The sequence below is a fragment of the Azospirillum sp. genome, assembly GCF_035628975.1.
Lineage (GTDB): Bacteria > Pseudomonadota > Alphaproteobacteria > Azospirillales > Azospirillaceae > Azospirillum.
Map to the genome: position 1 here is coordinate 1 of NZ_DASPIS010000032.1, position 25,317 is coordinate 25,317.

The following is a 25,317-nucleotide window of genomic DNA, read 5'->3' on the forward strand; positions in this document are numbered from 1 at the left end:
GTGGCTCAATTCCTCGGTCGCGATGTCGATCAGCATGTCCTTGCGGCCCGGATCCTCGTCGGCGAGACCCTGGGTGAAGTAGCGCATGGCCGCGGCGAGTTCACCCTGCGGGCCGCCGAACTGCTCAAGCATCAGGCTGGCGAGCACAGGATTCGGCTCCGACACGCGCACCGTGTACATGAGCTTTTTGTTGTGCATGAACATGCGAGGGACTCCTCCTGGATCAATTGGCCCGCTTTGCAGGGGCCGCGGATCGGCGCGACCGGGACCGGACCGGATCGCTCCATGCCCTTAACCGCGGATCTTTAGAAGCGTTCCAGGAGAAATGCCTGTTTTGGAGTGCTATGACGGACGGATCCTAACTGAGGCTGTAATGACTGCCTTCCGTTCAGATTGCCCCATCGGTGCGCGAGGCGTCCACGCCGGCGCTCTGCCGGGTGGACGCCATCGGCCATCGTCGCTACGGACTTACTGTGCCTGGGCCCGGCAGGCTTCCAGCGCGGAAATCGCCTTGCGGGTATCGTCGAGGTAATAGGTATAGGCGTAATCGTCGCTCTTGCCGTCGATCTCCATGTAGAGTTCGCGGCCGTTCATCAGGGCATCGATCGCCTTGGAAGTGGCCGGGATACCGACGACAGCCGTCGTCTTGTCGATGGCGGCGCCCGGGACCTTGTCGCTCCACTTCTTGTCGACTGAGAGGGAGATGGTGAGGTCTTCCTTCTCCTTCAGCTTCCAGCTGGAGTCGCTGAAGATCAGCACCATTGCCTGGCCTTTGTTGGTATAAGCCAGGGCGATGGCGGCGGTGTCCTTGGAATCGGTCTTCCATTCCTGGCTGATGGCGCAGTCCTTGTCGATCTTGACGTCCCACACGCCGATCTTGGTCTGGGCATGGGCCGTGCCGATCGAGGCGAACGCCGCAACGCAAGCAGCCGCTGCAAAAATTCCGCGCATGTTTGGAGCCGTTTCCTGGAAAATTGTTCGTACCACCATGGTAGGTACTACAATCGGGGGAGGTCCAGGGTTTTCGGGGCCTTGCGCTGCGGAAACGAACGGGGCCACGGGCGGAGGAGTCCGGCCATGGCCCTGCTGTATTTCAGGCTGCAAGCGCGCGATGCGGCCGGCCGTTCAGATCTTCTTTTCCGGCTCCGCCTTCTCGCGCATCAGCACGAATTCCTCCGAGGTGGAGGGGTGAAGCGCGATGGTGCGATCGAAGTCGCGCTTGGTGGCGCCGCAGTTCAGCGCAATGGCCAGCGGCTGCATCATCTCCGGCGCATCCATGCCCATCATGTGGCAGCCGAGCACGCGCTGGCTCTCGCCGTCGACCACCAGCTTCATCAGCACCCGTTCGTCCCGGCCGGACAGGGTGTGCTTCATCGGGCGGAAGCCGGCCTTGTAGATGTCGACCTGCGCGTATTTGGCGCGGGCCTGCATCTCCGTCAGCCCGACGGTGCCGAGCGGCGGCAGCGAGAACACCGCGGTCGGCACGTTGTCGTAGCCGATGTGCATGGGATTGTCGTTGAACAGCGTCTCGGCCAGCGCACGTCCCTCGGCGATGGCGATGGGGGTCAGCGCCATACGGTCGGTGACGTCGCCGATGGCGTAGATATTGTCCACGGCGGTGCACGACCATTCGTCGACCGGGATCGCGCCGGCCTCGTTCAGGGTGATGCCGACCTCTTCCAGGCCGAGATTCTTCGTGTTCGGGCGTCGGCCGGTGGCGGCCATCACGAGGCCCGCCGAATGCTCGCGGCCCATATGGTCGGTCAGGGTATAGCCGCCCGCACCCTTTTCCAGCTTCACCGGCTTGCAGCGCGAGACGATGTTGATGCCGCGCTTGCGCATCTCCTGCGCCAGGGCGACGCGGATGTCGTCGTCGAATCCGTTCAGCAGATCGTCGCCGCGGATCATCAGCGTCACTTCGGAGCCTAGTCCGCGGAAGATGCTGGCGAATTCCACGGCGATGTAGCCGCCGCCGATGATCAGCACGGAATGGGGGAGCTTTTCGAGGTGAAGCGCCTCGTTGGAGGTCGCGGCATGCTCGATCCCCTCGATCGGCGGCAGCGACGGCCAGCCGCCGGTGGCGATCAGGATGTTGCGGGCGGTGTAGCGCTTGCCGTCGACCTCCACCGTATGGGGATCGACGATCCGGCCGAACCCTTCATACAGGGTCACGCCGGAATTCTTCAGCATGGTGATGTAGATGCCGTTCAGCCGGTCGATCTCGCGATCCTTGCGCGAGATCAGCGTTTCCCAGTCGAAGGCCGGCGTGTGGGAGCTCCAGCCATAGCCGCAGGAATCCTCGAAGCCGTCGCGGAACTGGGCGGCGTAGACCAGCAGCTTCTTCGGGACGCAGCCGCGGATCACGCAGGTACCGCCGACGCGGCTGCCTTCGCAGATCGCGACCTTCGCGCCGTAGGACGCGGCGCGCCGGCTTGCGGCGACGCCCCCGGACCCGGCCCCGATGGTGAACAGGTCGAAATCGTACTCGGCCACAGCCGTCTCCTTCCGCAACTTGACCCTTGAACCCCACGAACGAGTCCCGTGAACGGTCGCGGGCTTGCTGATGTGGTCGGGCAGGATATGGGGAGGCAAGGGGCGTTGGGAAGCGCGCCGTCAGCGCAGCAGCATATCCTGGATCAGCACTTGTCGAAGCTTAAGCGGCCGCATGGTCTTGTTGGCGACGTGGCGTAGCGCGTCCTTGACATAGACCGGCCCGTCGGCCCCCCGCAGTTCGGCCGGATCGACCTCCAGCAGGCGCCGGCTGATGGCGTCGGCGATGCGCGGCAGGTGGGGGGTGACCGTTTCCAGCGGCGTCGCCGGATCGAACTCCAGCACCGCGCGCAGCCGCAATTCCTGCAGGCGGCGGCCGTCGTTCAGGGTGAGGGTCAGGGTGGGCAAGGCGGCATAGACCGCAGGGGCGGGTGCCGCGTCGAACCGGGGAGCGGCGAAGGCGCCCTGGGCGGGGACCGGGCGGAGCAGCAGGGCACCGCCGACCCCGGCGCCGGCGAAGGCGAGCATCAGCCCGATCAGTGCCAGAACGATCCGGTTCCCCGTCCCTTCGAAGGAGGGCAGGGCGGGCGGAGCCGATTCGGCGGTCGCGGTCATCTTCGCCATTCCGTTCAGCCGCCCTGTTGAGATCGAAGCCTGTACGACGACTTTAAAAGCGCGGAAGTGGTAGGTCAAATAACGGTATTTGATCTGGTTTTTCTCTGAATGCGACAGGTGACGCAAGGCAACGACTGCAGCCTCTGTGCGGTGATTTTACGAGCATTCGATCTGTTTGCCGGAGATGTCGGCACCGGAAATCTCACCGGAAAATGCAATGCTGCCATCCGTTCCGGGTTGGCAGGATCGGAAGCCTCTTCCCCCGCCTGCCCGGGGCGTATAATGCTGGGATTCCAACACAACCGGCCGGCTGCCCTGTCCGGCGGCCGGGCCATCCAGAACGAAGCATCGCAAAGCCATGCGCGGACACAGGCGCGGACAGGGGCGGAAGGCGAGGGTTACCGGTATGAGCAGCACCGACAACCGATCAGTTGGCGGCCGGGCAGCGGGAAGCGGGATGGCCGGCAAAGGGCCGACCGCCCTCAACCCGTCCTCCGCCCAGGTTCCCGACTGGACGGACACCTATTTCCGCCGCACCAAGGAAGCGGTGGGCAAGTTCGGCGACAAGACCGTCACCTACGCCATCTTCATGCGGCGCCCGGTGGTCTGCGCCCCGCGTCTGGCGGTGGAATGGCTGGAGGCGGTGGGGCGCGAGCGCAATACGACGTTCCAGATCGAGCTGAACTACCCCGAAGGCAAATGGGTCGGCGCCGGCGAGCCGATCATGTACGTCACCGGCTCCTTCTACCATCTGGTCGATTGCGAGACGATCATCCTGCAGAAGCTGGGTCCCGCCAGCGTCGCGGCCTACAACGCCTTCACCATGTGCGCCGACCTGCCGAAGGTCGCCTTCCTCGCCATGGACGCCCGGCATTGCGCCGGAACGGAGATGGCGGAGATGATGGCCTATGCCGCCTCCGTCGGGTCGGACCGGGCCAAGCGCAAGGTCGGCGCGAAGGGCTTCATCGGCAACGCCACCGACGCCACCGCCCCCTATTTCGGGCAGGAGAAGGGCATGGGCACCATGCCGCATGCCCTGATCGGCTATGCCGGATCGACCGTGCGCGCGGCGGAGATGTTCCACGAGACCTTCCCCGATCTCTCGTTGACCGTGCTGGTCGATTATTTCGGCCGCGAGATCACCGACGGGCTGGAGGTCTGCCGCCGATTCCCGCAGCTGGCCGCCCAGGGCAAGCTGGCGCTGCGGCTCGACACCTCCGGCGGGCGTTTCGTCGAGGGGCTGGATCCCCCCGGCTCCTATGCCGTGCTGGAGCGTCATGCGCCGCACGCTATCCGCGGCTATCGCGACGAGACCCAGCTGCGCTACCTGATCGGCACCGGCGTGTCTGCCGCGGCGATCCATTACGTGCGCGAACGGCTGGACGAGGCCGGATTCCCGGCGGTGAAGATCGTCGCCAGCAGCGGCTTCGGCCCGGCCAAGTGCCGCCTGATGGCGGAGGCCAACGCGCCGGTGGACGTGATCGGCACCGGCAGCTATCTGCCCGAACGCTGGACCGAGACCTACGCGACCGCCGACATCATCGAGTATGACGGCGAACGCCGCGTGAAAGTCGGCCGCGAGTTCCTGTTCCGGCGGTAACGTTCTGCCTCACGCCCTGGATCCCCTCTCCCCCCGGGGAGAGGGTCAGGGTGAGGGGGATCCGCTTCGTGGCTATCTTCGGCTGCGCCGAACCCCCTCATCCCGACCTTCTCCCCTCTTTCGGCGGACCGAATGTCCGCCTGTCGCGTCAGCGCAAACGAAGTTTGCGCGTGAGCAGGGGGGAGAAGGAGTAAGGCGCACGTCACCCCAAACGCTTCGCGATCAGCGGCCCGCGTACCGGCGCCGTGTCGGCCACCGTGAGCGACGCGCGCAGGCGGCGTTCGGCTTCGTCGGCCTGCGCCTCCGTGCGGGCGTGCAGGATCGCCAGCGGGCGCTCGCCCGGACCCACCGCGTCGCCAAGCCCGGCCACCTCGTCGAAACCGACGGCGAAGTCGATGGCGTCGGTCGTCTTGGTTCGGCCGCCGCCCAGCGCCACCACCGCCATTCCGACCCCGCGGGTGTCGATGGCGCCGACGAAGCCGCTGCGTTCGGCAGAGACCGGGCGGACGATGGGCGCGCGCTCCAGATGCCGGTCCGGCTGCTCCAGCAAATCGGCCGGTCCGCCGAGCGCCGCCACCATGCGGGCGAACCGCTCCGCCGCCTCGCCGCCGGCGATGGAGCGGTCGGCCATGGCGCGTCCGGCCGCGGCGTCCGGGGCAAGCCCGGCGAGCGCCAGCAGTTCCGCCGCCAGCGCCGCCGTCACCTCGTAAAGCCGCGGTTCGGCTGGCTCGCCGCGCAGGATGGCGAGGCATTCGCGCATCTCCAGCGCATTGCCGGCGCTGCGGCCCAGCACCTCGTTCATGTCGGTCAGCAGGGCGACCGCCGGCAGGCCGGCGCCCTTGGAGACGGTGACGATGCTATCCGCCAGCGCCTCGGCATCTTCGAACCGCTGCATGAAGGCGCCGGTGCCGAACTTCACGTCCATCACCAGCGCGTCGAGCCCGGCGGCGAGCTTCTTCGACAGGATCGACGCGGTGATGAGGTCGAGCGATTCGACGGTCGCCGTCACGTCGCGGATGGCGTAGAGCCGCTTGTCGGCCGGGGCGATGTCGTCGGTGGCGCCAATCACCGCGCAGCCGACCTCCTTCACCACCCGGCGCAGCAACTCGTTGTCGGGCTTGGCGCGATACCCGGGGATGCTCTCGAACTTGTCGAGCGTGCCGCCGGTGTGGCCCAGCCCGCGCCCCGACACCATCGGCACGAAGCCGCCGCAAGCGGCCAGCATTGGCGCCAGGATCAGGCTGACCTTGTCCCCGACGCCGCCGGTGGAATGCTTGTCGATCACCGGGCCGGGCAGGCCCAGCGACCGCCATTCCATCACCGTGCCCGAATCGCGCATGGCGCGGGTCAGCGCCACCCGCTCGTCCAGGCTCATGCCGCGGAAGAAGACGGCCATGGCAAAGGCCGCGGCCTGGGATTCCGACACGCGGCCGTCGGTGATGCCGCGGACGAAGTCCTGGATGGTGGCGGCGTCCAACGGCTGGCCGTCGCGCTTGGCGCGGACGATCTCCTGCGGAAGCATGCCTCAGTACCCTCCCGCCGGGGCCGCTTCGCGCTCGCCCTCGCGTTGCCCATGCCCGGCAGCCTCCAGCAGCGCGTCGAGCAGGCTGGAGGCGCCGAAGCGGAAGGTCTGCGGCGTCGCCCATCCCTCGCCCAGGATGTGATCGGCCAGCGCCAGATAGCGCGCCGCCTCCGCCGCGTCGCGGATGCCGCCGGAGGCCTTGAAGCCGACCGTCTTGCCCGATTCATAGATGCTGTCGAGCATCACAGCCGCCGCCGGCAGTGTGGCGGCCGGCTGGGTCTTGCCGGTGGAGGTCTTGAGGAAATCGGCACCGGCGGCGATGGCGTCGCGCGCCGCCCAGGCCAGCAGGTCGGCGTCGGGGAAGGCGCCCGACTCCAGGATAACCTTCATCAGAGCCTTGTCGGCGCAGGCCTCGCGGCAGGCTTTCACGACGTTCATCGGCTGGGTGCGGGCGCCGTCGATGAAGGCCTTATAAGGCAGCACCACGTCGATCTCGTCCGCCCCGTCGGCGATGGCGCGCCGGGTTTCCGCCGCGACGGCGGAGGCGTCGGCCTCGCCGGTGGGGAAATTCACCACGGTGGCGACCTTCACCAGCGTGCCGTCAAGCGCCTTGCGGGCGGTGGGCACGAAGCGCGCCCAGACGCAGACCGCGGCGACCGGTCCCACGGGCGTGACGGCGCGGGCGCAGAGAGCCTCCACCACGCGGTCGGTGTCGTCGCCGTTCAGGCTGGTGAGGTCGAGCATGCCCACGGCCCGGCGCGCCAGATCGGCGTCGGACGGGGCGTTGGCGCTGGCGTCGAGCGCGCTTTGCAGGTCGGCAGACAGTTTCATGACCGGGACCCGTCCTTTTCGTGCATGCGTTCGAGGAAACCGACCAGTAGGCGCTCCAGGTCGGCGGCTGCCGCCGATGCGGCGGTCAGGGTCTGGTGATGGTCGACCGGCCCGTCGCCGAGCCCGACGCCCAGATTGGTGACGACGGCGCAGCCGACGACCCGCAGGCCGCAATGGCGCGCGATGATGCATTCCGGGACGGTGGACATGCCGACCGCGTCGGCGCCCAGCAGCTTCATCATCCGCACCTCGGCCGGCGTCTCGAAGGACGGACCGGGATAGGCGGCATAAACGCCTTCCGCCAGATCGATGGCGAGGCCGGCGGCGACATCCTTCAGCAGGCTGCGAAGCTCCGGGTTCCAGGCGTCGGTCATGCTGGGAAAACGATCGCCGAAGGCCTCGTCGTTCGGACCGGTCAGCGGGTTGGCGCCCAGCAGGTTCAGGTGGTCGCTGATCGCCATCAGCCGGCCCGGCCCGACCTCCAGCCGCAGGGAGCCGACGGCGGCGGTCAGAACCAGCGTGTCGCAGCCGGCCAGCTTCAGCGCCCGCACCGCGGTCTTCAGCGCGTCGAAGCCGTTGCCTTCATAGGCGTGGACACGGCCCTGCATGCAGGCGACCTCGACCCCGCCGAGTTGCCCCACCACCAGCCGCCCGGCATGGCCCGACACGCTGGGAATGGGAAAGCCGGCGATGTCGGTATAGGGGATGGCGACCCCATCGGCGATGCGGTCGGCGATCCCGCCAAGGCCGGAGCCCAGCACGATGCCGACCCGCGGCCGATGGCCGAAGGCACGGTGAAGGATGTCCGCGGCGGCGCGGGCTGCGGTCATGTCGGGAAACTCCGCTCAGAAGGCTAAATTGGTTGGGCCGAAGGATTCCGGCAACAGGGTCTCCAGCGGAAAGCTCCGCCGCAGGCCGGCCGGGTCGCAAATGTGGATCGGCGTTTCCGGCGTCGCGAATTCGCGGATGCGCTGGCGGCAGCCGCCGCAGGGGGTGCAGATATCCTCCGCCCCCGCCTCGCCGCCCATCACGACGATGGCGCGGATGCGGCGGTCGCCCGCCGTGACCATGGCGCCGATGGCGCTGGATTCCGCGCATTGTCCCTGCGGATAGGCCGCGTTCTCCACATTGCAGCCGGCGAAGATGCGCCCCGATTCGCCGAGGATCGCCGCACCCACCTTGAACTTGGAGTAGGGTGCGTGGGCGTTCTCGCGCGCGGCGCGGGCCGCTTCGATCAGGCGTGCCAGCTCGGGCGTGTCGGTCATGGCCTCAGCGCTCCTTGACATAGGGGATGCCGCTCGCCTTCGGGGCGATGGCCTTGCCGACGAAGCCGGCCAGCAGCAGCACGGTCAGCACATAGGGCAGCATCTGGATGAACTGCACCGGAATGACGCCGATCACCGGAAGGACGACGCCCTGCAGGCGCACCTGGACCGCGTCGGTGAAGGCGAACAGCAGGCAGGCGAACAGCGTCGGCCCCGGCCGCCATTTGCCGAAGATCAGCGCCGCCAGCGCCAGATAGCCCTTGCCGGCGGTCATGTCGCGGACGAATCCGGCACCATGGCCGGTGGACAGGTAGGAGCCCGCCATCCCCGTCAGCACGCCGGTGACGATCAGCGCCTGATAGCGCAGCTTCGCCACCGACAGGCCGGCGGTGTCGACCGCCGCCGGATTCTCGCCCACCGCCCGCAGCCGCAGCCCGAAGCGGGAGCGGTAGAGCACCCAATGGGTGGCGATCACGAGGACCAGCGTCACCCAGATCAGGATGTTGTTGCCGTTGAACAGTTCGCGGTAGATCGGCCCCAGAACGGGCACGCCGGCCAGCGCGTCGGCCCCCGGCAACTCCACCGCGGGAATGCGCGCCTGGTTAGGCAGCAGCGGGGTCTGGCCGCCCTGCTGGAACCAGGCATAGGCCAGCGTCGGCGCCAGCCCGGCGACCAGGATGTTGATCGCCATGCCCGACACCACCTGATTGCCGTTGTGGGTGATGCAGGCGAAGCCATGGACCATCGCCAGCGCCACGCCCGCGGCGATGCCCGCCAGCAGCCCGAGCCAGGGGTTGAGGGTGGCCGCGGCGACCGCGGCGGAGAAGAAGGCGCCGGCCAGCATCTTGCCTTCCAGCCCGATGTCGACCACGCCGGCCCGCTCGCAATACATCCCGGCGAAGGCGGCCAGCACCAGCGGCGTCGCCACCCGGATGGTGGCGCCCAGCAGCTGCAGCGCCAGAAGAAGCGCGTCTTCCATCGCTCAGCTCCTCCCCCCAGTGGCGATATCTGCGGCTGCGGCGGCACCGCGGCGGCGGAACAGCGCCTCCACCTGCGGCTTGAACAGGTTTTCCATCGCGCCGGCGAACAGGATGACCAGACCCTGGATGACCATCACCAGCTCGCGGTTGATCGTGGGGTATTCGAAGGACAGCTGGCCGCCGCCCTGCGCCAGAACCCCGAACAGCAAGGCTGCCAGAATGATCCCGACCGGGTGGTTGCGCCCCATCAGCGCCACGGCGATGCCGACGAAGCCGACGCCGCCGGTGAAGTTCAGGATCACCCGGTGCTGCACGCCCAGGATCTCGTTCACGCCGACGAAGCCGGCCAGCGCGCCGGAGATCAGCATGGCGATGATGATGTTGCGGGCCGGAGAGATGCCGGCATAGACCGCGGCCCGCTCATTGCGGCCGACGGTGCGCAGCTCGTAGCCCCAGCGGGTCCGGCGCAGGAACAGGTGGAACAGAACGCAGCAGGCCAGCGCCCACAGGAAGGACAGGTTCAGCGGCGAGGCCGGGATGGCGATGCCGAGCCAGCCCAGCGCCCGGTCCATCGACGGCAGCCAGACCCCGGGATCGAATTCGCGCGTTTCGGGCGACTGGCTGCCGGGGCGGATCAGCACGTCGACCAGCAGCCAGGTCATGATCGAGGCGGCGATGAAGTTGAACATGATCGTCGTGATGACGATGTGGCTGCCGCGCTTGGCCTGCAGCCAGGCCGGGATGAAGGCCCAGGCGGCGCCGAACAGGGCCGACGCCAGGATCGCCAGCACCGCCACCATCGGCCAGGGCCAGCCGGTCAGCGCCAGCGCCACCAGCCCGGCGCCGAGCCCGCCCAGATAGGCTTGCCCCTCGCCGCCGATGTTGAACAGTCCGCAATGGAAGGCAATCGCAACGGCCAGCCCGGTGAAGATGTAGCTGGTGGTGTAATATAGGGTGTAGCCGATGGCTTCCGGATATCCCAGAGCCTCCGTCAGCAGCAGCGACAGCACGTCCACCGGGTTCTCGCCGATCACCAGGATCACCAGCCCCGACAGCACGAAGGCCGCGACGAGGTTGAGAACCGGCAGCAGCGCATACCCGACCCAGCCCGGCACGGCGCCCGGCTGACCCTTCCCCGACCCGCTCAGCAGCACCGGCGTCTCCTGGATTGCCCCTGCCGGGGATTCTTAACCGGCAACCCCGCCGCTGACCAAGCATTTCGTCACGCGGAAAAGCCAAGGGGTGCGAGGACTTGGAAGCGTCACAAAAGTCTTGCCGCAGCGCAGCATTCTGGCATGCTTCTTATCCATATGAAAATTATGGTTATGGAGCATGCCCAATGCCGCTCGACCTGCCGCAGACCTTCCGCCATCACGTCTTCTGCTGCGCCCAGCAGCGTCCGCCCGGCCATCCGCGCGGCAGCTGTGCGGCCAAGGGCGCCCATCCGCTGTGGCAGCGGCTGGACCAGAAAATCCAGGGCAAGGGCCTGACGGATGTCGGCATGGCGATGACCGGGTGCCTCGGCTTCTGTTCCGCCGGGCCGCTGATGGTGGTGTATCCGAACGGCATCTGGTACCGGCCGGAGACGCCGGAGGACATCGACGAGATCGTCGAGTCGCATCTGGTCGGGGACACTCCGGTGGAGCGGTTGGTGATGGTGCTGACGCGGTGAGGGGTGGGCTGACGGTGCCCCCTCCCTACCCCTCCCCCGCCGTTGGCGGTGGAGGGAACTGCCGCCGCTTCGTATAAGGCACCCTCTCCCGCCAAAGGCGGGGGAGGGTTGGGGAGGGGGCATCCGCCGCCTGAACTCCGCCAAAACCCCACGCCTACCAGACCTGCGGTTGCGGCATTGGGACGCAGAGACGTTTGCCCATAATGTGGGCAGTCCCAGCCATTGCCGTTCCGAACCGATCCCATGACCGACGCCGAGACCGCCGACCTGCTGCCAGCCGAGGCCGATTCGGTCCCCTATGCCGTCGGCTGCTTTCTGGGTGCGATCCTGCTGTTCGCGGCGATGGACACGCTGATCAAGTTCCTGACCGCCGACTACCCGGTGCCGCAGCTGATGTTCGTGCGCTCGCTGGTCGCTTTCCTTCTTGTGGGCGGCTACACGCTGTGGCGTGGCGGCGGGATTGCGGCGATGCGGACGCGGCGGCCCTGGGGGCATGTCTGGCGCGCCTTCGCCGGGCTGATCTCCATGGGATGCTTCTTCTATGCGTTCCGCGAGCTGCCGCTGGCCGACGTCTATGTGCTGAGCTTCGCCGGGCCGCTGTTCATCACCGCGCTGTCCGCCCCGCTTCTGGGGGAGCCGGTGGGCTGGCGCCGCTGGGTTGCGGTGGTGGTTGGATTCGGCGGCGTGGTGGTGATGGCGCAGCCGTCGGCAGGGGCGCCGCTGGTGCCGGTTCTGGTCGGGCTGTGCGCCGCCCTGTTCTATGCGCTGGCGGCGCTCGCCGTGCGCGGCCTGTCGCGGACGGAGACCAGCGCGTCGATCGTGCTCTATCTGCTGCTGACGACGACGGTGGTCAGCGGCGCGCTGACGGTTCCCGTCTGGACGGCGCCGACCGCCTATGCGCTCGGTCTGATGGCGCTGGTCGGTGCAATCGGCGCCGGGGCGCAGGTGCTGCTGACCCAGGCCTTCCGCCGTGCGCCGCCGGCCGTGGTGGCGCCCTTCGAATATACCGGCATGGTCTGGGCCAGCCTGTTCGGCTGGATGGTGTTCGGCGACCTGCCGACCGCGCCGGTGCTGCTTGGCGCCATGGTCATCATCGGCAGCGGGCTCTATATCCTGCATCGTGAGACCATGGCGGAGCGCCGCCGGCTGGGTTCTTGACAGGACAGGCCCGGCGGCGACACTCTCGCCGCCTGTTCACGGCTGGGGTGCCCCTGCCTTCGTCAGATCGGCGGATGCGGGGGCTGAGACAACACCCATCGAACCTGATCCGGGTCATGCCGGCGAAGGGAGCCGACCGGAATCCGACGGAACTGCTGCAAATGCCCCGTCCCCTCCGCGTCGCTCCGCTCGCCGGCGCGTGTTGAGGAGTTTTCGGTCATGCGGCGTGTGCTTCCCCTTCTGATCGGTCTGCTGGCCGCATCCTCCTGCCTGTCGTCCGCCGCGCGGTCCGACGACACGCTGTCCTTTCCGGTGCTGGTGCCGCTGACCGGCTTCCTGTCGCTGGAGGGAACCAGCCAGCGCAACGGCGCGGTGCTGGCGCTGAAGCAGACCCCGGCCGGCGTCGCCATCGCATCGGAGGTCGTCGACACCGGCACCTCGCCCGAGGCGGCGGTGACGGCGCTGGAGCGGGCGGCCGGCAGCGGCATGGTCGGGGCGGTCGCCGCCAGCATGCTCGGCACCCAGATGCTGGCGATGCTGCCGCTGGCGCAGGAGTTGAAGCTGCCGCTGGTCACCGTGTCGGGCACCGCCTCGATCACCGAGCAAGGCAACCCCTGGGTCTTCCGCTTCTTCCCCGGCGACGCCGTGACCAAGGCTGCCCATGCCCGCTATGTGGTGGAGGAGTTGGGCAAGCGGCAGCCGGCCGTCATCTACCAGACCACCGCCTATGGGCAGAGCGGCAAGACGCATCTCGACGCCGCCTTCAAGGCGCTGGGTGTGACCCCGGTGTTCGAGGAGGGGGTGGACCCGGCGGCCAAGGACCTGCTGCCGGTGCTGACCAAGGCGCTGGCCGCGAAGCCCGACGTGCTGGTCCTGCACCTGCATTCCGGCCCGACCGCGCTGCTGTTGCGGCAGGCGGCGTCCAGCGGGGTGGCCGTGCCCATCGTCGCCGGCTCCGCCATGCATCAGCCGAGCACGGCGGCCCTGCTGGAACCGGCGGAGTTGAAGGGCGTTTGTGCCGAGACCGCGGCCTCGCCCATCTCCGGCGACACGCCGGAGGTCAAGGCCTTCACCGAGGCCTATCGCGCCGCCTTCGGCAAGGAGCCGGACGCCTTCGCGCTCGGCCAGTATGACGGCATGACCATGGTGCTGGAGGCGGTGAAGGCCGGCGCCCGCAGCCCCGACGCCATCCGCAAGGCTCTGTCGTCGGAGAGCTTCAAGGGTCTCGCCATGACCTACAAGTCCGACGGCAAGGGCAACATGGCCCATTCCGCCGTCATCGTCTGCTATGACGGGGCCAACCGCGTGCCGGTGCTGGTGAAGCGGTACGACAACCCCGCGCTTGCGGCGAAGTGAGCGGATGGCGGCGCTTCAACTGCTGGTCAACGGCGTGGCGCTGGGGGCGGCTTATGCGCTGGTGGCGCTGGGATTCGTGCTGGTGCTGAACGCCACCTCGGCGGTGAATTTCGCCCAGGGCGATCTTGTCATGGCCGGCGGGCTGCTGGCGGTGGCGCTGGCGCCGCTGATCCCGCTGCCGGGCATCGCCCTGCTGCCGGTGGTGTTGGCGCTGATGGCGGGGCTGGGGCTGCTGCTGGCGCTGGCGGCCTATCTGCCGCTGCGCCGCCGGCCGCCGGTATCTGTCTTCATCAGCACCATCGCCATCGGCATCATCCTGCAGAACGGCGCCGCCATCCTGTTCGGGCCGGAGCCGCGCGCCGCGCCGCCGCTGTTCGGCGATGACACGCTCTACATCGGCGGGCTGGCGGTTCCCGAGCAGTCGCTCGCCATCGTCGCGGTGGCGGCGCTGCTGATCGGCGCGCAGCAATGGGTGTTCGCCCGCACCCAGCTGGGCCGCCGTCTGCGCGCCACGGCGCAGGACCCGAAGATGGCGCGGGCCTGCGGCGTGCCGGTCACCGCGATGATCCTGGTGACCTTCGCCATCGGGGCCGCCTGCGCCGGGGCGGCGGGGCTGCTGCTCGCCAACCGCTATTTCGTCGCACCGACCACGGGCGGGGACCTGATTTTGAAGGCCTACATCGCCGTGACCATCGGCGGCTGGGGCTCCGTGCCGGGCGCCGTGGTGGGGGCGCTGCTGATCGCGCTGTTCGAGGTGGGGGTGTCGTCGGTGCTGTCGTACCCGGTGGCATTGGGAGCGCTGTATCTGACGCTGCTGGCGATCCTGGTGCTGCGGCCGCAAGGCCTGTTCGGCGAAGCGGTGCGGCGCCGTGGCTGATCCGCTCTCCCCGGTAAATATCCCCTCTCCCCCCCGGGGAGAGGGTCAGGGTGAGGGGGTTCCGCTTGCCGGACGATCCTCGCCGTGCGTCCCCCTCACCCCAACCCTCTCCCCGCTTTCGGCGGACCTATGGTTCGCCTGTCGCGTCAGCGCAAACTTCGTTTGCGCGAGAGCGGGGGGGAGAAGGGGCTATGTCGGGGTGGAGAATGTCGCGCTGTTTGCCGGCGCCCTCGCCCTCCTCGTCTACGCGCTCGCCTTCGCCTCTCCCTACGGCCTGCGCGTCCTGACCGTTGCCGGCGTCTATGCGCTGGCGACTTTCGGCTTCCAGATCGTTTTCGGCCTCGGCGGTGCGCTGTCGCTGGCGCAGGGCGCCTTCTTCGGTGTCGGCGCCTATGTGACGGGCATCCTCGGCAGCCGCTACGGCCTTGGCTTCGAGGCGACCTTCCCGCTGTCGATGCTGGTGCCGCTTCTGCTGGCCCTGCCAGTCGGGCTGGCGGTGCTGCGGCTGGAGTCGCACTATTTCGCTTTGGCGACGCTGGGCATCGCGCAGGTGCTGCATCTGCTGGCGGTCAACCTGCCCGAACTGACCGGCGGCTCCAACGGGCTGGCCGGGGTGCCGGCTGTGGTGCTGTTCGGCTGGGCGGTGCCGCGCGGCCTGCCGATGGCGGGGCTGGTCTGGGGGCTGGTGGCGCTGGGCGGGCTGGTGGGGTGGTGGCTGGCGCGCGGGCGGCTCGGGCGGTCGTTGACGATGCTGCGCGACGATCCGCTGGCGGCGGGAACGGTGGGGCTCGACGTCGGGCGGCTGCGGCTGACCGCCTTCGGCATCAGCGCCCTGTTCGCCGGAGCGGCCGGAGCGCTGGCGGTCCACACCCAGCGCGTCGTCTCGCCGGAGGTGCTGGAGTTCCCGGTCATGGTCTCCATCCTCACCATCGCCATCGTCGGTGGGCGGGGGCGGATGGCCGGTGCGGTGCTGGGCGCGGTGCTGCTGCTGCATCTGCCGGAATGGTTCCGCTTCCTGGAGCGCGGCTATCTGGTCGTCTACGGAATGGCCCTGCTGCTGACCGTTCTGCTGGCGCCCGACGGTCTGACCGGGCTGCTCGACCGCGCGGCCGGGCGTCTGTTCGGCCGCCCCGCCCGTGCCCTGCCGGAGGCGCGCGAACCACCGCCGCCGGTTTCCGTGGACGGGCTGACGGTGGAGGGGCTGGCCAAGTCCTTCGGCGGCGTGCGGGCGGTGGACGGCGTATCGCTGGACCTGCGGCCCGGCGGCATCACCGGGCTGATCGGCCCCAATGGGTCGGGCAAGACCACGGTCATCAACCTGCTGTCGGGGCTGGAGCGCCCGGATGCTGGGCGGGTGCGGCTCGGCGGCCGGGACGTGACCGGCGCCCGCGCCGACCGTCTGGCCCGTGCCGGGCTGGCCCGCAGCTTCCAGGCGGCGATCCTGCCGGAAGGGGCCGGCGTGCTGGAGGCGGTGGCTGCCGCCCGCCTGGCTTTCGATCCCGACGCGGAAAAGGCGGAGGCGCATGCCCGCTGGGCGCTCGACCGGCTGGGCGTCGGCGGGCTTGCCGGGCAGGGCTGCGACGGGTTGCCGGCGGCTTTGCGGCGGCGGGTGGAACTGGCGCGCGCCCTAGTCCGCCGTCCGGCCGTCCTGTTGCTGGACGAGCCCGCCGCCGGGCTGACCGACGGCGAGAAGGCGGAACTGGCCGCGCTGCTGCGCGACCTGGCGGGGGAGGGGATGGCGATCCTGCTGGTGGAGCATGACATGGGTTTCCTGCTGCCGCTGGCCGGGCGGGTGTTGTGCCTCGACCGCGGGCGGGTGATCTATGACGGCCCGGCCGATGGGGTGCGCCGGGATGCGACGGTGGCGGCGGCCTATCTCGGCCGGGCGGGGGAGGCCCGATGAGTGGATGTCATAATGGGGCGCTGCTGTCCGTCCGCGGCCTGACCGCCGGCTATGGTGGGGCGACGGCGCTTGACGGCGTATCGCTTAGCGTCGGGGCGGGCGAGACGGTGGCGCTGCTCGGAGCCAACGGGGCAGGGAAATCGACGCTGCTGAAGGCGCTGCTCGGCCTCGTGCCGGCGCGGGGCGAGTTGAGCTTCGACGGTGCCGATCTCGCGCCGCTGGCGACGGAGGCGCGGGTCCGGCGCGGCATTGGCTATGTTCCGGAGGGGCGGCGGGTCTTCCCCGGCATGAGCGTGCGCGACAATCTGGAGGTCGCCGGCCTGCCCGCCGCCCGCGACCGCGCCCAGGACGTCGAGCGTGTCTTCGCCCTGTTTCCCGATCTCGCGACCAAGAGCCGGGAAAGCGCCTGGCGCCTGTCCGGCGGCCAGCAGCAGATGCTGAGCCTCGGCCGCGCGCTGATGGGCCGGCCGCGCCTGCTGCTGCTGGACGAACCCTCGCTCGGCCTGTCGCCCAAGCTGGCCGACGAGGTCTTCGCCGCGGTGGGCCGCATATCCTCCGCCGGCACCGCCGTGTTGCTGGCGGAGCAGAGTGCGGCGCGCGCCCTGACGGTCGCCCCGCGCGCCATCCTGCTGCGTTTGGGCCGCGTGGTGGGCGACGGGCCGGTGGCGTCTCTGTCGGAAGAAGTGCTGCGCGAGGCCTTCTTCGGCGTTTAGCACAAATCCGCTGCGTGTCCTGTGCAACAGGTGTCGGCCTCCTGCAACAGGATGGGCGGTTGGGCTTGCGGATGGGGGCGGGCGCGGATAGCTTCGCCGCCACAACCATCTATGGATTACCTCGTCATGACCGCCCGTTCCGCCGCTTCGCTGTCCGCGCTTCTCCTGCTGGGTGTGGCGTCGGCGCCGGCGATGGCCGAACTGGTGCCGGTCGAGCCGAGCATTCCTCCCGCGGTTTATTACGGGCTGCCGGTGCCGGAGGCCGAAGTCGTGGTACCGGGTGCGCCGGCGCAGGATGCCAAGCCGGCCCAGGGGCCGAACCAGGGGCCGGGCGATAAGCCGGCCGAGAAGCAGGGTGCCGCGGCGCCGGCCAAGCCCGATGGGCCGGGCGAACTGATCGAGAGCTGGGACGGCGGCGCCGCCAAGAAGAAGGACGGCAGCTTCGCCTATTGCGTGGCGGAGGGGGAATTCACCTCCGGCCATGTGCTGATGTTCGCCCGCAGCCCCAAGGGGGAGACCAACATCGGCATCGGCATCCCCGGCGCCGACCTGCCCAAGGGCGGCGAATGGCCGGTCACCATCGAGGTGGACAAGAAGCTGAAGCGCGAACGGGTGGCCATCGCTTCGCAGCCGGACATGCTGGTGGTCTCCAACGGCAAGGACGAGGAACTGGTCAACGCCCTGATGGGCGGCAGCGAACTGGTGGTATCGTCGGCCACGGACCGCATCGCCTTCAAGCTGTCCGGCACCAAGAAGGTGCTGGGCGACCTGAAGACCTGCGTCGACAAGGGAGGCAACGTTCCGCCGATCAAGGTCGCCGCCGGCCGCCCGGCTGAGAAGAAGAACCGCCTGCCGGAAGGGCTGGACAGCCTGCTGAGCGCGGCAGGCGTGCATGACGCCGAACTGGTCCCGATGGACAAGATCCCGCAGGAGCGCCGCCCGGCCGACGTCGCCTGGCGCTTCGGCCCCATCGTCGGCGGCATTCGCGAGCGTGCGGTGGGTGAGGACGCCAGGATCGACGAGCTGTCGGACGGTTTCGCCGACGCCATGAAGCAGCGGTGCGAAGGCACCCCGACCGTCAGCCTGAGCCCGTCCGAACAGGCCGGTTCGGTCTGGCTGCGCACCGGTTCGGTCGATTGCGCCATGCCCCAGGGCAAGCTGCACGTCACGCTGAACTTCCTGCTGTCGCAACGCCGCCTGTTCACCGTGATCTTCCACGAGGCGGCCGAACCGGACGTGGCGTTGGCCGACAAGGTGCGCGACAACCTCACCCATGTTCTGCGCCGTGCCGGCACAACTCCGTCCGCAGCGCCGGCTACAGCGCCGACTGATGCCGCTCCCGCCGCTCCGCCGGCAGCCTCCCCGGTAGCACCTCCTGCAACCGAGCCTGCTCCCTCCGCTGCTGCACCCACCGCACCGCAGGCGGGGGCCGTTCCGCCGACGGTGAAACCGCAGGCGAAACCGCAGCCGGGCAAGTCCTGACGGAACACACGCCTGTCCGGCCCATTGTCCAAGGACGGATGGGCCATCAGTCAGCGTGATCATGCCGGACAATTCCGCTTCCATCGACGGCGTGGGCGAAAACGCCCGCGCCGGCAGCGACCCTTACGCGGCGCTCGACGCGTCGGCCGCGACCACGGTGTCCGACCGTTGGAGCGTGCGCAACAGTGCGCTGGCCGTGGTGGTGCTGGCCGGTCTGGTCGGCGGGGCGGTCGGGCTGGCGGTCGGGGCGCTGCACGAGGCGGTGCTGCTTCTGCAGGCGCTGGCCTTCGACCTGCCGGAGGGGGAGAAGCTGGGGCAGGGCGTGCCCGACCTGCTGCGGACGCTGGGCGTGCCGGTGGCGGGCGGGCTGCTGCTGGGGATCCTGTCCACGCTGGTGCGGCGCTGGCGGCCCAACGACATCGTCGACGCGGTTGAGGCGAACGCCCTCTACGGCGGCAAGATGTCGTTGATCGACAGCCTGCGCCTGACGGTGACGACCGCGCTGTCCAATGCCTCGGGCGCGTCGGTGGGCATGGAGGCGGCCTATACCCAGGCGGGCGCCGGTCTCGCCTCCTCCCTCGGGCAGCGGCTGCGGCTGCGCCGCGCCGATCTGCGCACGATGGTCGGCTGCGGGGCGGCGGCGGCCATCGCCGCCGCCTACCACGCGCCGCTGGCCGGCGCCTTCTATGCCTTCGAACTGGTGCTGGGGGGTTATACGTTGGCGGTGCTGGCCCCGGTCGGCGCAGCGGCGGCGCTGGGGGTGGCGGCATCGGCCCTGCTGACCGGCGGTGAGGCGCCGCTGGCGCTCGGCCGGCCGGTGGAGATCGCCGGCTGGGATTACGCCGCCTGCGGCGTGGTCGGCTTCCTGGCCGGCTGGCTCAGCATCCTCGCCATGCAGGCGGTGACGGTGGCGGAGCGCGGGTTCAAGCGCCTGCCGGTCCCGCGCTGGATGCGCCCGGCGGTGGGCGGGCTGATGGTCGGCGGGCTGGCGCTGGCGGTGCCGGCGGTGATGGGCAGCGGTCCGGGCGCCGTGCCGCCGGAACTGGCGGGCGGTGCGCTGGCGCTGGCCCTGACGCTGGTGGCGAAGATCCTGGCGTCGGCCGTGTCGCTGGGCTCGGGGTTCCGCGGCGGCCTGTTCAGCGCCTCCCTGTTCATCGGCGGGCTGTTCGGCGGCCTGTTGAGCATCGCCACGGCAAGTTTCCTGCCGGGGCTGGGCATCGACGGCGGGCTTCTGCTGCTGGTCGGGATGGGGTCGGTCGCCGCCGGCGTCGTCGGCGCGCCGGTCACCATGGTGCTGCTGGTGCTGGAGACGACGCAGGATTTATGGGCAGCCTCGGGCGTGCTGATCGGGGTGGTGCTGTCCACCACCGTGGTGCGGCAGGCTTTCGGCTACTCCTTTGCAACATGGCGCTTCCACCTGCGCGGTGTGCCGATCCGCGGCGCCTACGACATCGGCTGGCTGTCGGAACTCACGGCCTTCCGGCTGATGCGGCGCGACGCCAAGACGGTGCCCGCCACCCTGTCGGTGGAGGCGCTGCGCCGCCTTTACCCGCTGGGTTCCACCAAGACGGTGTTCGCGGTCGACGAATCCGGCAGATATGCCGGACTGATCGACATGTCGCAGATCCATGACCCCGACCAGGATGCGGAGGCCACCGAAACCCGCGTCGGCACGCTCGCCAGCAAGGCGGACGCCGTTCTGATGCCCGGCGACGACGCCCGCACCGTGCTGAACCGCTTCGGCAGCGCGGAGGTGGAGGCGCTGCCGGTGCTGTCGTCTCCCACCGACCGGCGCATCATCGGCTATGTGACGGAGTCCTTCGCATTGCGCCGGTATTCCCAGGCGTTGGAGCGCCAGCGCGGCGAGGATCTGGGCGAACGCGGGCTGTGGGGGCGCGATTAGGGGCGGCGGGAGAATGATTGCCTGTTGCCATTGGTGGTGTGTCGATCATCCGGCATACGTCGCTTGGTTTCTCGCGCGTGCCATGTCACCTGCTATCGTGCTCGCCGATGGTTGGATGATCGTCAGGGAGCGTGGTGTGACGAATTGGTTGCCTTCTTCGGTTGCAGCTGTCCATGACGCCTGAGGAACAGCTCAGGGCCCGCGTCGAGGAATTGGAGGAGGCCGTGCGTGCACGCGACGCCTTCCTGGCCATTGCCGCTCACGAACTTCGCAACCCGATGTATGCGCTGAGCCTGCTGTTGGATTCGGCGCACCGGATGGCGAAGCCCACCGGCAACGAAGAACTGGTGCGGGCGCTGAAGCGCGCCACGCTTGCACTGCAGCGCTATGTCGAGCGTGCGACGACGCTGCTCGACGTGTCGCGCCTCAATGCCGGCCAGATCGACCTCCACATCGAGCCGGTCGATCTGAGCGCGCTGGTCCGGCAGGCCGCCGACGGCTACGCCGCGGAAGCCGCCCATACCAAGGCGATGCTCCGCCTTGCCCTGCCGGACCGCCTGCAGGGATGGTGGGACCGGCTGGCGATGGAGCAGATTGTCGGCAACCTGCTGTCCAACGGGATCAAGTACGGGGCGGGCGGCCCGGTCGACGTCACCCTTGCGCAGGACAACGGCGAGGTGCGCCTGAGCGTGCGTGACCGTGGGCCCGGCATCCCGATCGAGGCGCAGGAGCGCATCTTCGGGCAGTTCGAACAGGTCGTCTCCGGACAGAAGCGGGCCGGCTTCGGCGTCGGGCTGTGGCTGGTTCGGTCGTTGCTCCAGGCCCATGGTGGTAGTATCGACGTCGACAGCACACCGGGCGAGGGCTCCACCTTCACGGTCCGGCTGCCACTGGACGCAACACCGAAAGAACCGCGGACCTCATGATGGACGATCGGCAGGGCTTGGAACTCGAACGGGTGCCGAGCGGAATCGCAGGGCTGGACACCGTGCTGAAGGGCGGCTTTCTCAAAGGCGGCGTCTACATCATCCAGGGTGTGCCCGGCGCCGGGAAAACCATCCTGGCCAACCAGATGTGCTTCAACCATGTCGCCGACGGCGGCCGTGCAGCCTATGTCACGCTTCTGGCGGAATCGCACAGCCGGATGCTGCAGCACCTGCGCCCGATGCGCTTCTTCGACGAGACGGTCATCCCCGACCGTCTCTACTACATCAGCGCCTTCAACACGCTGGAGGATGACGGGCTGAAGGGGCTGCGCGATCTGCTGCAACGGGAGATCCGCAAGCACCGCGCGAGCCTGCTGATCCTCGACGGTCTCGTCGCGGCGGAGGAGACGGCCACGTCCGACCGCGAGTTCAAGAAGTTCGTTCACGAAGTGCAGATGTACGCGGCGATGAACGAGTGCACGGTGCTGCTGCTGACGAGCGGAAGCCCCGGACCCGTTCGCGCCGAGCACACCATGGTCGACGGACTGATCGATCTGGACGACCGGGTGTACGAGGTGCGGACCGAACGCAGCCTTCAGGTCCGCAAATTCCGCGGCAGCGGTTCCCTTCGCGGCCGCCACCCCTTCCGCATCACCGGTGACGGGCTGGTGGTCTACCCGCGCATCGAGGCACAATTCGCGGTGCCGTCCCGGCCCGAGCAACCGGTGGGCGCACGGATCACCACCGGCGTGGAGGCGTTGGACCGGATCATCGGCGGCGGCACCTTCGCGGGCACGACCACCGTCCTGATGGGGCCGACGGGGATCGGCAAGACGACGATCGGCCTTCATTTCCTGTCCCAGTCCAGCGCGGCGGAACCCGGCCTGCATTTCGGCTTCTACGAAACGCCGGCACGCCTCCGGTTCAAGGCGGCGACGCTCGGCATGGATCTGGAAGGGCTGGAGGCGCAGGGCGCCCTGGAAATGATCTGGCAGGCGCAGGGCGAGAATGTCCTGGACGAGCTTGCGCACACCATGCTGGACGCCATCCGGCGGCGGGGCGTCCGGCGCCTGTTCGTGGACGGGCTGGACGGCTTCATGGAATCCTCCGTCCATCCGGAGCGGATGAGCCGCTTCTTCTCGACCCTGTCGAACGAGTTGCGGGGGCTGGGGGTTACCGCCGTCTTCACCTGGGAGACGCGCGACTTGATCGGATCGCCGATCGAGGCGCCGGTCTATGGCGTCTCCTCGCTGGTCGAGAACATGATCGTTCTGCGCTATGTCGAGGTGGAGGCCCGCACCCGGCGTCTGCTGACCATCGCCAAGCTGCGCGACAGCGGGTTCGATCCTGCATTGCAGGAATTTCGCATCACTGACAAGGGTATTGAAATCATTGGCCCCTTCAACGGTTATGAAGGGATGCTCAAGGGGTATGCGCACTCTCCCGACAATCCCGGATCGCCAGGGACATTGTCGCCGAAACGTCCGTCGCGGTAGGGGGGATGCGTGAAAACCATCCTGCTGGTCGAAGACGAGTTTGGAATCGCCACCGTGCTGGGCTCCATCCTGGAGGAGGAGGGCTATCACGTCCTGGTGGCGGCCAACGGCCAGCAGGCGCTGAGCCGTCTGGCCGAGGCGCCGGCCGTCCCGGATCTCGTCGTCACGGATTACATGATGCCGCTGCTGGACGGCGTCGGCCTTGCCCGCGCCTTGCGGGCCGAGGCCGCTTGGCAGAACATCCCCATCATCATGATGAGCGCCGTGCCGGAGGCGGCGGTGAGGCGGGAGTTCGACGACTACCGAGCCTTCCTGCGCAAGCCCTTCTCGATCCCGGTCTTCCTCTATCGCGTCACCACCATCCTGGAGGAAGAGCAGGCGGACGCCCCCGCCGCTCCCTCCGTCCCGGAAACCTAGAGTCCATCAGATGCTTATTGAAGCATCTGATGGACTCTAGGCTTTTGATTTTCCGTGCGATTCACGCTTCAGACGATTCCGTCTGAACCGATCGCACTCCAAGCCTTCCTTCGGCGGCCGGTCAGCCGCCGTGGAAGCCCTTCAGCCGTTCCTCGCCGCGGCCGATGTCGGATTTGAAGTGTCCCTTGCTGGCGGCTTCCAGGACATCGTCGATGAAGCTCCGGTATTCGTCGGCGGCTTCCCCCGGACTGGTCCCCACCGGCGCGGCCGAGCCGGCATAGGTGTTGCCGTCGGCGGCGGTGGAGTCGTGAAGGCTGAAGGCGGGGACGAAGATGGTGTCCCCTTCGGGGTTCCCTTCCGCCACATGGTGCGAAGCGCGGGAGATCTCGACCTGCCCGTCGGCATCGGGGGCGGAGAGGATCTTCACGCCGTGGACGACTGTGGCCTTGCTGCGTGCGTTCGACGCCGCGTCCTGTTCGAAGGTATGGCGGTCGTAGATGCGTTCGATGCTCGACCGGTCGTTGATGTTGGCTTTGGCCATGTCTGTCTCCCTGTGGTCGGACTGGGTAACAGCCATGGTCGCATCCGGTCCCCTGCAATGCCGCATGCCGGAGCGAAAAGTTCGTGGTGCGGAATTTTTGGTATTTCAACTTCAGCCCGCCGCCCGAACGGAAAGCCGCCTGTGCTGTTGACGGTCCATCGACGGAATTCGAGTGGGAGAGCGAAATGGCCGATCTGCAACGTATCCTCGGGACCATGCTGGCGACCGGGATGGGAGGCCGCAGCCACGGCGGCATGAACGCCATGGGGTCGGTGCTCGGCAACAGCGGCTTCGGGGCCGGTGCGCCGGGTGGCGCCCTCGGTGCCGCATCGGGGAACCGCGGCATGGGCGTCGGGTCGGTCGCCGGGCTGGGGGCGCTGGGCTACCTCGCCTTCAAGGCCTTCCAGGAGCGCCAGCGGAACCAGACGGGTGCTGCGGGCCAAGGCGCGCAACCCGCCGCCCGGCCGGAAGGCAGCCCGTGGGGCGATGCCGGCGGTATCCTGGGCGGCCTGTTCGGCGGCGGTGCCGCCGGTTCCACGGGGTCTTCCGGAAGCACTCAGGCGAGTGGACAGGGCAGCGGCCAGGGGAGTGGATCGCTGTCCGACCGCCTGTCGCAGGTGTTCCAGACCCGCAGTGCGCCGCAGGCCGAAGACCGTGACGACGGTGCCTATCCGGCCGTCGCCATGGAGGACCAGCAGGCGCTTCTGCTGATCCGTGCGATGATCGCCGCGGCCAATGCCGACGGGGAGATCACGCCGGACGAGCGCCGGCACATCCTGGGCACCCTGGACGAGGCCGGGGCCGGAGCGGAGGAACGGCGCATCGTCGAACAGGAACTCGACCGGCCCCAGCCGCTCGACTCGCTGCTCCAGTCGGTGCGGGATCAGCAGACGGCGGAGCAGGTCTATCTGGCCTCGCGGATGGCGGTGAACGAGCAGTCGGAAGCGGAGCGCTCCTACCTGCAATACCTCGCGTCCCGGCTGAAGCTCGACCCGCAGCGCGTCCAGCAGATGAATCAGGCGGCTTGAGGGCAAGCGGCCTGAAGCACGGTTCCTGTCCCTTCCCTCACCTGCGTGGGGGAGGGGGCGGCGCTGCCGCCAGTGCTCCCAACAGCGTCACGGTCGCATCGTCCATCCGGCCGTCGCACCAGCGGTCCAGCGCCTCATGGTACGGCGAATCCGCCCGTCCGGCGGCCAGCGCGAAGAGCGTCATGGAGGACCGGAACTTCATGTCGTCGGGCGAGCCGAAGATCTCGTGCAGCGTTCGTCCCTGCACCCCCAGCACCGCGCGTGTCGCCTGTTCCAGCCGGGGTCCAAGCGTTGACTGGGCCAGATATGCCTGCGCCTCCTCGAGGGAAGCGATGCCGTAGAACTCGGCGGTGGCGGAGCGGCCGAGCCCGCGCAACTGCGGGAAGACGAACCACATCCAATGACTGCGCTTGCGCCCATTCCGCAACTCGTCAAGCACGGTTGCGAAGACAGGCTCCTGTGCGCTCAGAAATCGCTGGAGGTCGAATGGGTCGTCGGTCCGCATGTCGCCGGTCCTTCTTCCAGGGGCAAGGCAGCGCAGG

General features: G+C 68.7%; 25 protein-coding genes and 1 riboswitch. Of the genes, 13 read left to right on the top strand and 12 right to left on the bottom strand.

The window, feature by feature from the left end; all coding sequences use genetic code 11:
- The 4 genes from VD964_RS06590 to VD964_RS06605 form a co-directional block, all read right to left on the bottom strand.
- Nucleotides 1-204, bottom strand: a 204-nt coding sequence (locus VD964_RS06590; RefSeq protein WP_324866799.1) for a manganese catalase family protein, incomplete at its 3' end; no start/stop codon positions are given.
- A gap of 264 nt (nt 205-468) precedes the next feature.
- Nucleotides 469-951, bottom strand: a complete 483-nt coding sequence (locus tag VD964_RS06595) for a hypothetical protein (RefSeq protein WP_324866801.1) — start codon at nt 949-951, stop codon at nt 469-471.
- A gap of 174 nt (nt 952-1,125) precedes the next feature.
- On the bottom strand, nt 1,126-2,493 hold the full coding sequence (gene gor / locus VD964_RS06600) for a glutathione-disulfide reductase (protein ID WP_324866803.1): 1,368 nt from the start codon (nt 2,491-2,493) through the stop codon (nt 1,126-1,128).
- A gap of 120 nt (nt 2,494-2,613) precedes the next feature.
- The gene (locus tag VD964_RS06605) at nt 2,614-3,105 is read right to left on the bottom strand and encodes a flagellar basal body-associated FliL family protein (protein WP_324866805.1); all 492 of its coding nucleotides are present in this window, start codon (nt 3,103-3,105) and stop codon (nt 2,614-2,616) included.
- Between the two features lie 457 nt (nt 3,106-3,562).
- Between VD964_RS06605 and VD964_RS06610 the strand changes: the two genes are divergently transcribed.
- Nucleotides 3,563-4,705 (top strand): nicotinate phosphoribosyltransferase, encoded by a 1,143-nt coding sequence (locus tag VD964_RS06610; RefSeq protein WP_324866807.1) that lies wholly within the window; start codon nt 3,563-3,565, stop codon nt 4,703-4,705.
- Between the two features lie 202 nt (nt 4,706-4,907).
- Here VD964_RS06610 and deoA read toward each other — a convergent pair whose 3' ends face one another.
- From deoA to VD964_RS06640, 6 genes are read right to left on the bottom strand one after another with little or no spacing between them, the layout of a single operon-like run.
- On the bottom strand, nt 4,908-6,227 hold the full coding sequence (gene deoA / locus VD964_RS06615; RefSeq protein ID WP_324866809.1) for a thymidine phosphorylase: 1,320 nt from the start codon (nt 6,225-6,227) through the stop codon (nt 4,908-4,910).
- Between the two features lie 3 nt (nt 6,228-6,230).
- Nucleotides 6,231-7,058 (bottom strand): deoxyribose-phosphate aldolase, encoded by an 828-nt coding sequence (gene deoC, locus VD964_RS06620; protein ID WP_324866811.1) that lies wholly within the window; start codon nt 7,056-7,058, stop codon nt 6,231-6,233.
- Nucleotides 7,055-7,888 carry a purine-nucleoside phosphorylase gene (locus tag VD964_RS06625; RefSeq protein WP_324866813.1) on the bottom strand — a complete coding sequence of 278 codons (834 nt, stop codon included), beginning with the start codon at nt 7,886-7,888 and terminating at the stop codon, nt 7,055-7,057. The genes deoC and VD964_RS06625 overlap by 4 nt, the downstream gene beginning before the upstream one ends.
- 15 nt (nt 7,889-7,903) lie before the next feature.
- Nucleotides 7,904-8,323: a cytidine deaminase gene (gene cdd, locus VD964_RS06630; RefSeq protein ID WP_324866815.1), complete on the bottom strand. Its 420-nt coding sequence runs from the start codon at nt 8,321-8,323 to the stop codon at nt 7,904-7,906.
- Between the two features lie 4 nt (nt 8,324-8,327).
- A complete protein-coding gene (locus tag VD964_RS06635; protein ID WP_324866817.1) occupies nt 8,328-9,302 on the bottom strand; it encodes an ABC transporter permease in 975 nt (324 codons plus the stop codon).
- 3 nt (nt 9,303-9,305) lie between these two features.
- On the bottom strand, nt 9,306-10,457 hold the full coding sequence (locus VD964_RS06640; protein WP_324866819.1) for an ABC transporter permease: 1,152 nt from the start codon (nt 10,455-10,457) through the stop codon (nt 9,306-9,308).
- A 185-nt stretch (nt 10,458-10,642) separates the two neighbouring features.
- On the opposite strand from VD964_RS06640, the gene VD964_RS06645 reads away from it, so the two are divergent.
- The 11 genes from VD964_RS06645 to VD964_RS06695 all read left to right on the top strand — a co-directional run bounded on the left by VD964_RS06645 (nt 10,643) and on the right by VD964_RS06695 (nt 23,206).
- Nucleotides 10,643-10,975, top strand: coding sequence for a (2Fe-2S) ferredoxin domain-containing protein (locus VD964_RS06645; protein ID WP_324866821.1), 333 nt, complete (start codon nt 10,643-10,645; stop codon nt 10,973-10,975).
- Between the two features lie 243 nt (nt 10,976-11,218).
- Entirely contained in the window at nt 11,219-12,133 is a 915-nt protein-coding gene (locus VD964_RS06650; RefSeq protein WP_324866823.1) for a DMT family transporter, read from the top strand.
- 33 nt (nt 12,134-12,166) lie between these two features.
- Nucleotides 12,167-12,281: riboswitch (TPP riboswitch) on the top strand.
- Nucleotides 12,282-12,352: 71 nt separating this feature from the next.
- Nucleotides 12,353-13,489: an ABC transporter substrate-binding protein gene (locus VD964_RS06655; protein ID WP_324866825.1), complete on the top strand. Its 1,137-nt coding sequence runs from the start codon at nt 12,353-12,355 to the stop codon at nt 13,487-13,489.
- Nucleotides 13,490-13,493: 4 nt separating this feature from the next.
- Nucleotides 13,494-14,366, top strand: coding sequence for a branched-chain amino acid ABC transporter permease (locus VD964_RS06660; RefSeq protein WP_324866828.1), 873 nt, complete (start codon nt 13,494-13,496; stop codon nt 14,364-14,366).
- Between the two features lie 199 nt (nt 14,367-14,565).
- Complete coding sequence (locus VD964_RS06665; RefSeq protein ID WP_324866830.1) at nt 14,566-16,269, top strand: branched-chain amino acid ABC transporter ATP-binding protein/permease; 1,704 nt, start codon at nt 14,566-14,568, stop codon at nt 16,267-16,269.
- On the top strand, nt 16,266-16,982 hold the full coding sequence (locus VD964_RS06670) for an ABC transporter ATP-binding protein (protein ID WP_324866831.1): 717 nt from the start codon (nt 16,266-16,268) through the stop codon (nt 16,980-16,982). Before VD964_RS06665 ends, VD964_RS06670 begins: the two co-directional genes overlap by 4 nt.
- Nucleotides 16,983-17,108: 126 nt before the next feature.
- On the top strand, nt 17,109-18,464 hold the full coding sequence (locus tag VD964_RS06675; protein WP_324866834.1) for a hypothetical protein: 1,356 nt from the start codon (nt 17,109-17,111) through the stop codon (nt 18,462-18,464).
- 61 nt (nt 18,465-18,525) lie between these two features.
- On the top strand, nt 18,526-20,367 hold the full coding sequence (locus tag VD964_RS06680; RefSeq protein ID WP_324866836.1) for a chloride channel protein: 1,842 nt from the start codon (nt 18,526-18,528) through the stop codon (nt 20,365-20,367).
- A gap of 224 nt (nt 20,368-20,591) precedes the next feature.
- Entirely contained in the window at nt 20,592-21,293 is a 702-nt protein-coding gene (locus VD964_RS06685) for a HAMP domain-containing sensor histidine kinase (protein ID WP_324866838.1), read from the top strand.
- Nucleotides 21,290-22,789, top strand: coding sequence for an ATPase domain-containing protein (locus VD964_RS06690; RefSeq protein ID WP_324866840.1), 1,500 nt, complete (start codon nt 21,290-21,292; stop codon nt 22,787-22,789). Before VD964_RS06685 ends, VD964_RS06690 begins: the two co-directional genes overlap by 4 nt.
- Nucleotides 22,790-22,798: 9 nt before the next feature.
- Nucleotides 22,799-23,206, top strand: coding sequence for a response regulator (locus tag VD964_RS06695; protein ID WP_324866842.1), 408 nt, complete (start codon nt 22,799-22,801; stop codon nt 23,204-23,206).
- Nucleotides 23,207-23,327: 121 nt separating this feature from the next.
- On the opposite strand, the gene VD964_RS06700 is transcribed toward VD964_RS06695, so the two are convergent.
- Nucleotides 23,328-23,747: a hypothetical protein gene (locus VD964_RS06700; RefSeq protein WP_324866844.1), complete on the bottom strand. Its 420-nt coding sequence runs from the start codon at nt 23,745-23,747 to the stop codon at nt 23,328-23,330.
- A gap of 185 nt (nt 23,748-23,932) precedes the next feature.
- On the opposite strand from VD964_RS06700, the gene VD964_RS06705 reads away from it, so the two are divergent.
- On the top strand, nt 23,933-24,775 hold the full coding sequence (locus tag VD964_RS06705; RefSeq protein ID WP_324866846.1) for a tellurite resistance TerB family protein: 843 nt from the start codon (nt 23,933-23,935) through the stop codon (nt 24,773-24,775).
- 37 nt (nt 24,776-24,812) lie between these two features.
- On the opposite strand, the gene VD964_RS06710 is transcribed toward VD964_RS06705, so the two are convergent.
- Nucleotides 24,813-25,280: a DUF1810 domain-containing protein gene (locus VD964_RS06710; RefSeq protein ID WP_324866847.1), complete on the bottom strand. Its 468-nt coding sequence runs from the start codon at nt 25,278-25,280 to the stop codon at nt 24,813-24,815.
- Nucleotides 25,281-25,317: the final 37 nt, after the last annotated feature.